At 64.4% G+C, this 7,597-nt stretch carries 5 protein-coding genes; 4 read left to right on the forward strand and 1 reads right to left on the reverse strand.

All coding sequences use genetic code 11. From position 1 onward, the window contains the following. Positions 1–325 precede the first annotated feature (325 nt). On the reverse strand, positions 326–1,279 hold the full coding sequence (locus DT068_RS14865) for a hypothetical protein (protein ID WP_162914208.1): 954 nt from the start codon (positions 1,277–1,279) through the stop codon (positions 326–328). A gap of 326 nt (positions 1,280–1,605) precedes the next feature. On the opposite strand from DT068_RS14865, the gene DT068_RS14870 reads away from it, so the two are divergent. The 4 genes from DT068_RS14870 to polA all read left to right on the forward strand — a co-directional run bounded on the left by DT068_RS14870 (position 1,606) and on the right by polA (position 7,422). Beyond that, positions 1,606–2,406, forward strand: coding sequence for a glycoside hydrolase family 25 protein (locus DT068_RS14870; protein ID WP_119390619.1), 801 nt, complete (start codon positions 1,606–1,608; stop codon positions 2,404–2,406). Between the two features lie 359 nt (positions 2,407–2,765). Further along, positions 2,766–3,071 carry a glutaredoxin family protein gene (locus DT068_RS28040; protein WP_162914209.1) on the forward strand — a complete coding sequence of 102 codons (306 nt, stop codon included), beginning with the start codon at positions 2,766–2,768 and terminating at the stop codon, positions 3,069–3,071. 323 nt (positions 3,072–3,394) lie between these two features. Further along, positions 3,395–4,447 carry an acyltransferase family protein gene (locus DT068_RS14880; protein ID WP_119390621.1) on the forward strand — a complete coding sequence of 351 codons (1,053 nt, stop codon included), beginning with the start codon at positions 3,395–3,397 and terminating at the stop codon, positions 4,445–4,447. A gap of 23 nt (positions 4,448–4,470) precedes the next feature. After that, on the forward strand, positions 4,471–7,422 hold the full coding sequence (gene polA, locus DT068_RS14885; protein WP_368904733.1) for a DNA polymerase I: 2,952 nt from the start codon (positions 4,471–4,473) through the stop codon (positions 7,420–7,422). Positions 7,423–7,597 lie beyond the last annotated feature (175 nt).

The following is a 7,597-nucleotide window of genomic DNA, read 5'->3' on the forward strand; positions in this document are numbered from 1 at the left end:
TTCCGGCTCAGGCTCCTCCTCGGTCCGCCCGGCTCCTTCGCCGCCCACCCTCCGCGGCAGGCAGATCACACCCGGCGGCCATCGCTGCCGGAACCGGAAAACGCCGTTGCCGGCCGGCGCGCCGCCGCCTTTCGGACCGGGGACCATGGGCCTGGCCGCGGGCTGATCTGAGGGGGTGGGCCGGGGAGAGGGCCCGTGACGGGCATCAGCCCGGCCCCCGCCGAGGCGGGGCGGGGCCGGGCCCGGGCGCATCCGCCGGCGCCAGAAGAAAAGGCCCGCCAAACGGGGCGGGCCTTCCTTGTTTCGGTTTCGGCCGCAGGCCGGGTCAGTCGAACTGGGCCAGGGCGGAATTGAAGAACTGCGGCAGTTTTTCCTGGAACACGCTGGTGTTGTCGACCGTGCCGGTGCGCTGGCGTTCAAGCAGCGTCCCGTCGTGGCCGAAGTAGAATTTGAGGCCGGCAAACACCTGGAAGTCGTCGATCTCGATCTCGAGGTCGTCGTCGTCGAAATCGGCCTCGCGTTCGGCATAGCGGGCGCCGCCGAAGATCGCCAGGCCCTGATCCCAGACGAGATATTCGGCATCGCCGGTTATCGCCCAGCCGTTGAGATCGCCGCTTTCGTTGTCGATGTCGAAATCACCCAGCATGAGATCGCCGCGCAGCGTCAGCGCGAAATCCGGCGTGGCATAGAACCGGCCCCATGCGGCCAGCTCGAACCCGTCGGTATCCTTCCCGGCAAGCGTATCGACGCTATCCGAGTTGAAATAGGCGGCCGAACCGCCAAGGGTGAACATGTCGTCGAGATAGAACTCGCCGAACAGGCCGACGCGGAAGGTATCGACATCCTTCGAGAGGATATCCTGCGAGATCCACGAGCCCTGCACGCCAAGGGCCGCGAAGGACGGATCACGCCAGAACAGCGCGCCGCCGATATGCGTGTTGGTCGAGTCGAGATCGACATCCTTTCCCGAGATGTCCTCCAGATCGCCCGAATGGGCATAATAGGCGACATCGGCCTGGACGTTGAACCCGCCGCAGGTCACGAGACCGGCGCCCTCGCCAAAGGGCGTGTCCCAGTCGACATCCTTGCCGTCGATGCTGTCCTCGCTGTCCGAGGCCTCGGCGTCCTGCCAGTTATACATGAAGCCGGCGGTGACCGAGCCCGAAAGCATGCAGCCCGGATCGACGACCGGATCGGCTGCCTGCACGGCCGTTGCGCCGATCACCCCGAAAAATGCCATGGCCGCCAGGCTGGTTGACAGTTTGAGAGTGTTTTTCACAGCGAATTCCCCAGAGTAATATTTGCCCCTGCCGTAAAGTCGCTCAAACCCCCTTGCATTTCAATTGCCAAAGGCGGGCGTTCGAAAATAGTGGACGACCGTGTCCTTTCGGCCACACCGGGCCTGGGGCCGGCCAGCCGCGCCGGTTTCACCGCCATTTCCCCGGTTTTCAGGGGCGGATCAGGGCCGGGGACCCTGCAAAATCAATCCTTTGCGGGGCCGGGCTTTCATCAGGGGGCGGCAGGTCCCGCTTTCCCCGCCGCGCAAAAGGCTCTAGATTCCACCCGGGGCTGGCCGCAACTCCTGGAGGGGTCGGGACGATACAAATGGTGCTTGATCTGTGCCGCAGGGCGGCGCTTGCCGCCGCCGCCTGTGTCCTCGCCGCAAGCCTGGGTGCCGAGGCGGCCCTTTCCCGCAAGCTCTCCGACCGCAAGCCGCATGAGGCCGTCGCCGCCGCCCACAAGATGCCGGTCCAGGGCATCGACGTCTCCTACTACCAGGGCGATATCGACTGGCGGAAGGTCGGCAAGGCGGGCGTCCATTTTGCCTATATCAAGGCGACCGAGGGGGCCGACCGCGCCGATCCGAAATTCCTCGCCAACTGGCGCGCCGCGAAAAAGGCCGGCCTCGCCAGGGGCGCCTATCATTTCATGTATTGGTGCAGCCTCGCCAGCGACCAGGCCGCGTGGTTCGCCGCGCAGGTGCCGAAGGATGAAGACGCGCTGCCCCCGGTGCTCGATGTGGAATGGAACCCCCACTCGAAGACCTGCCCGCGCCGCATCAAGCGCAGCCTGGCGCTCGCCAAGATCAGGGTCATGCTCAAGGCGATGGAAGAGCATAGCGGCAAGCGGCCGATCATCTATACCGATCCCAAATTTCACCGCGAGGTGCTGGAAGGCGAGTTCACCACCCATGATTTCTGGCTGCGCTCGGTGGCGGCGGAGCCGGACGACGCCTATGAGGCGCGCGACTGGGCGCTGTGGCAGTTCACCACCACCGGCCGCGTGCCCGGCGTCTCAGGGCCTGTCGACCGCAACAGCTTCAACGGCACCCGCGCCGACTGGCAGCGCGGGCTGAAAAATGGCTGCCTGTGCAAGACCCCGGAATCGGCGTCCGCCAACGACTGACCCGTCCCGCGCCCCGCCCCGCGAAACACCAGCAGGACCTGTCCTGCGACCTGTCCTGCGACCTGTCCTGCGAAGCGCGTCAGCGCGCAGCAGGAAGCGCCGCAGGCGCGCAGCAGGATGACCCTGGGGAAATTGTGAACAGTTGTGTTTTTTTGGCAACGGGGTGAGTGTCCGGCCTTTGCCGGCTGGGCAGATCCGGCACAGTCTGGTCACCCGATGATGAATATCGCTATGGAAAATTGAAGCGGCGCCGCTTCGCGCCGCTGGCACGTCATTTGCTCCCGGAAGTTGTGTCCGCCGGCCTCAGGTCCCCGCGGCGGGATCCCTTCACCTGTCTTGCGAAATTCCGGGAGCAAACCATGAAACGATTCTTCCTTGCCGTGGTGCTGTTGTCGTCGGTTGCGGGTTCGGCTCATGCCGGCTGCGGCAAACAGGGTGTGACGCTCTATGGCGCCTATTGGTGCCCCGCCTGCGCCACCGCCAAGCAGTTTCTCAGTCGCAACAAGATCAGCTATCGCTATGTCGAGGTAACGTCGAGCCGCCGGGCGCAGAAAGCCATGCTCAGGCAGTTCGGCATGGTGGCGGTGCCGGCCGTCGTCATCGACGGCCGTCGCCGCATGGGCTTCGACAAGGCCTGGGTCGGCCGGGCGCTGTGCCTGCCCTAGATTGCGGGCATCGAGCCGGAAAGCCTGTGGCCGGGCTCAACCCGGCCAGGGCTTGCCTTTGCGGGCGAAAGGGGTGTATAGCCCGCCAGATGAGAACAAAAGAGGAACATTTTTCTCGCTATCTCCACTTTGCCCCGCAACGGATGAATTCCCTGCTGCTCGCCTCCAACCCATTGAAATCATTAGGCCTGGATTTTTTCCCTGCAATTCCCTGTAATTCCCTGCAAATCCCTGTATCCGGGCCGGCCGGCATCGCCCCGGCATGCTCCTTGCCAGATGGGAGGAAAGTCCGTGCCGCTTTGGCACAGAGAGAGGAAAGTCATATGTCAGGATCAACGGGGGCACGCGTCGACTGGGTCGATTACGCCAAGGGCATCTGTATCATTCTGGTCGTCATGATGCATTCGACGCTGGGCGTCGAGAAGGCGGCGGGCGAGCTCTCCTGGCTCAACGGCTTCATCGAATGGGCAAGGCCCTTCCGCATGCCGGACTTCTTCCTCATCTCCGGCCTCTTCCTGGCCTCCCGCATCGATCGCCCCTGGCGGCAATATCTCGATACCAAGCTCGTCCACTTCGCCTATTTCTACATTTTGTGGATGACCATCCAGTTCGCCATGAAGAGCACCGGCCTCCTGCTCGAGGAAGGCCCGCTGGCTGCGCTGCAGGCCTATGGCCTGGGGCTGATCCAGCCTTATGGCACGCTGTGGTTCATCTATCTGCTCGCCATCTTCTTCGTCGTGGTGAAGGCGCTGAAGGGCGTGCCGCCGCTTCTCGTCTTCGCCGTGGGCGCGGCTCTCGAAATGGCGCATCTCGAGACGGGCTGGCTCGTCATCGATGAATTCGCCAACCGCTTCGTCTATTTCTATGCCGGCTACTGGCTCGCCGCCCATGTCTTCGCCTTCGCGCGCGAGGTCGACAGCCTCAACCCGCTCGGCATCCTCTTAGGCCTCGTGATGTGGGGCATCATCAACGCCATCCTGGTCAGCACCGGCGTGGCGCATCTGCCGGGTGTCAGCCTCATCCTGGGCTTCATCGGCGCGGGTGCGGTCATCTCGGCCGGCGTCTTCCTGGCGCGCTTCAAATTCGCGAAAGCCATCCGCTATTGCGGCCAGAACTCCATCGTCATCTATCTCTCCTTCTTCATGTTCATGGCGGCGACGCGCGCCGTGCTTCTGAAAGCGGGTGTGATCGATGATCTCGCCATCGTGTCGCTCATCGTCACCGCGGCCGGCGTCATCTGCCCGGTGCTGCTGTTCTGGGCGGTGCGCAGGACGCCCTTGAGCTTCCTGTTCCGCCGGCCGCAATGGGCGAGGCTGTCGGAAACGTCACGTAAGCCAGAACTTGTCAGCAGCCGTTCCGGAAGGCTGGAAGCCTAAGAGCGGGAATGGCATAAGGGGGCATGTCCCAACATCGCCCCCTGAAGTCCGGCGATCATGTCTATCTGATCGACGGGTCCGGTTACATTTTCCGCGCCTATCACGCCCTGCCGCCGCTCACCCGCAAGAGCGACGGGCTCCCCGTCGGCGCCGTCCAGGGCTTCTGCAACATGTTGTGGAAGCTGCTCAAGGACATGAAGGCCGGCGAGAAGCCCACCCATCTCGCGGTCATCTTCGACAAGTCGGAGCAGACCTTCCGGAAGCGCATCTATGCCGACTACAAGGCGCACAGGCCCGATCCGCCGGCCGATCTCATCCCGCAATTCGGCCTGATCCGCCAGGCCACCCGCGCCTTCAATGTCGCCTGCATCGAGCAGGATGACTACGAGGCCGACGACCTGATCGCCACCTATGCCAGGCAAGCGGCCGAGAAGGGCGCCACCGTGCGCATCGTCTCCTCCGACAAGGATCTCATGCAGCTCGTCACCGACAAGGTGAAGCTCTATGACACGATGAAGGACAAGGAGATCGGCGCCGCCGAGGTGCTGGAGAAATTCGGCGTAGCACCCGGCAAGGTCGTCGATGTCCAGGCGCTGGCCGGCGACTCGGTCGACAATGTGCCGGGGGTGCCCGGCATCGGCGTCAAGACCGGCGCCCAGCTCATCACCGAATTCGGCTCGCTGGAAGCGCTGCTCGAGCGCGCCGCCGAGATCAAGCAGCAGAAGCGGCGCGAGAATCTCATCCAGTTCGCCGACCAGGCGCGCATCTCCAAGCAGCTCGTCACGCTGGTGCAGGACATGAAGGTCGATCATCCGCTCGATACGTTCATGGTGGACGAACCCCGCGCGTCCGAGCTCATCGGCTTCTGCAAGACCATGGAATTCGCCTCCCTCATGCGCCGCGTCGCAGCCGACCTCTCGGCCGATGCCGCCGAGATCGAAGCCGTGCCGGTCACCATCAAGGGCTGGCCGCCGGAAGGGGCCGCCATCGGCACGCCCGCGCCCGCCGCACGCCCGGCCTATGTCGAGAAGCGCAAGGCCGATCCGCAGCATGAAGCCACCCGCACCGTCTTCGCCGCGGTCGAGGAGAAGCCGAAGATCTCGGTGGCCGAGAAGCTCGCTGCCATCCCCTTCACGCCGGCCGGCTACCAGACGGTCATCGACAAGGACGGGCTCGAGCGCTGGGTTTCGCGCATCATCGAGGAAGGCCAGGTGGCGATCGACATCGCGCCCACCGCTTACGATCCCATGCAGGCCGAGCTTGCCGGCATCGCTTTGAGCGTCGCGCCGGGCGAGGCCTGCTATGTCCCGGTCGGCCATCGCGCGGGCGACGGGCTCGATTTCGGCGGCTCGGACATCAGGCAGCTGCCCATTGCCGATCTCATCACCTTGCTGAAGCCGGTGCTCGAGGATCCGTCCATCCTGAAGATCGGGCAGAATCTGAAAGTGGCCGCGCTCATCTTCCGCCGCCTCGGCATCGCGCTCCGCTCGATCGAGGACACGATGCTCATGTCCTATGCGCTCGAAAGCGGCCTCAATGGCCATGGCCGCGACGAGCTGGCGCAGAAGCATCTCGGCCACAAGCCCATCGCCTATAAGGAAGTCGCCGGCACCGGCAAGTCGGCGGTGAGCTTCGACAAGGTGCCGCTCGACCGCGCCACCCACTATGCGGCGGAATCGGCCGACATCACGATACGCCTTTGGCTCCTCTTCCATGAGCGCCTGGCGCGCGAGCACAAGACCACTGTCTATCAGACGCTGGAGCGTCCGCTGGTGCCGGTGCTCGCCGCCATGGAGCGCGAAGGCATCCTCGTCGATCGCGCCGTGCTGGCGAGACTGTCGGGCGAGTTCGCCACGTCGGGGGCCAGGATCGAGAAGCAGGTCTATGAGCTCGCCGGCGAGACCTTCAATATCGGCTCGCCCAAGCAATTGGGCGACATCCTCTTCGGCCGCATGGGACTTACCGGCGGCCGCAAGACGCAGACCGGCGCCTGGAGCACCGATTCAGATGTGCTCGAGGATCTGGCCGGGCAGGGCATCGATCTCGCCCGCCAGGTGCTCGACTGGCGCCAGCTCTCCAAATTGCGCTCGACCTATACGGATGCGCTGCCGGCCTTCATCAATCCCGATACCGGCCGCGTCCACACCTCCTATGCGCTCGCTGCCACCTCGACCGGGCGTCTCTCCTCCAACGATCCCAATCTTCAGAACATCCCGGTCAGGACCGAGGAGGGACGGCGCATCCGCACCGCCTTCATCGCGCCTAAGGGTGCCAAGCTCATCAGCGCCGATTACAGCCAGATCGAACTGCGCGTGCTGGCGCATGTCGCCGACATCCCGCAATTGCGCAAGGCCTTCGCCGACGGGCTCGACATCCATGCCATGACGGCATCGGAAATGTTCGGCGTGCCGGTGAAGGGCATGGATCCGGCGGTGCGCCGGCGCGCCAAGGCCATCAATTTCGGCATCATCTATGGCATCTCGGCCTTCGGCCTCGCCAACCAGCTCGGCATCCCGCGCGAGGAGGCGGCGAACTACATCAAGACCTATTTCCAGCGCTTCCCCGGCATCAAGGATTACATGGATTCAACGCGCAAGGAGGCGCGCGAGAAGGGCTATGTCGAGACCATCTTCGGCAGGCGCTGCCATTTCCCGCGCATCACCTCCCCCAACGCGTCGGAGCGTTCCTTCATGGAGCGCGCCGCCATCAACGCGCCGATCCAGGGGGCTGCCGCCGACATCATCCGCCGCGCCATGATCCGCATGCCGGACGCGCTGGCCAAAGCCGGCCTCGGCGCCCGCATGCTCTTGCAGGTGCATGACGAGCTCATCTTCGAAGCGCTCGATGCCGAGGTCGAGGCGCTGAAGACGCTGGTGAAGGACGTGATGGAGAAGGCGCCCGAGCCCGCCGTCAAGCTCGCCGTGCCCTTGGCCGTCGACGCCCGCGCCGCCCACAACTGGGAGGAAGCGCACTAAAAAATCTGTCATCACGGCGAAAGCCGGGACCCCCTGAATAAGCGAAGACGGGCGGCGCTGCCTGTGCTTCACCAATTTAATAGGCCCCGGCTTTCGCCGGGGTGACGGTAATTTCCAACCCATCTCCCTCAGCCCGGCAGCGCGCTATAATCCGTCGCGCCCACATCCTCCCCCG

The sequence above is a fragment of the Taklimakanibacter lacteus genome (assembly GCA_003576695.1).
GTDB lineage: Bacteria > Pseudomonadota > Alphaproteobacteria > Rhizobiales > Aestuariivirgaceae > Taklimakanibacter > Taklimakanibacter lacteus.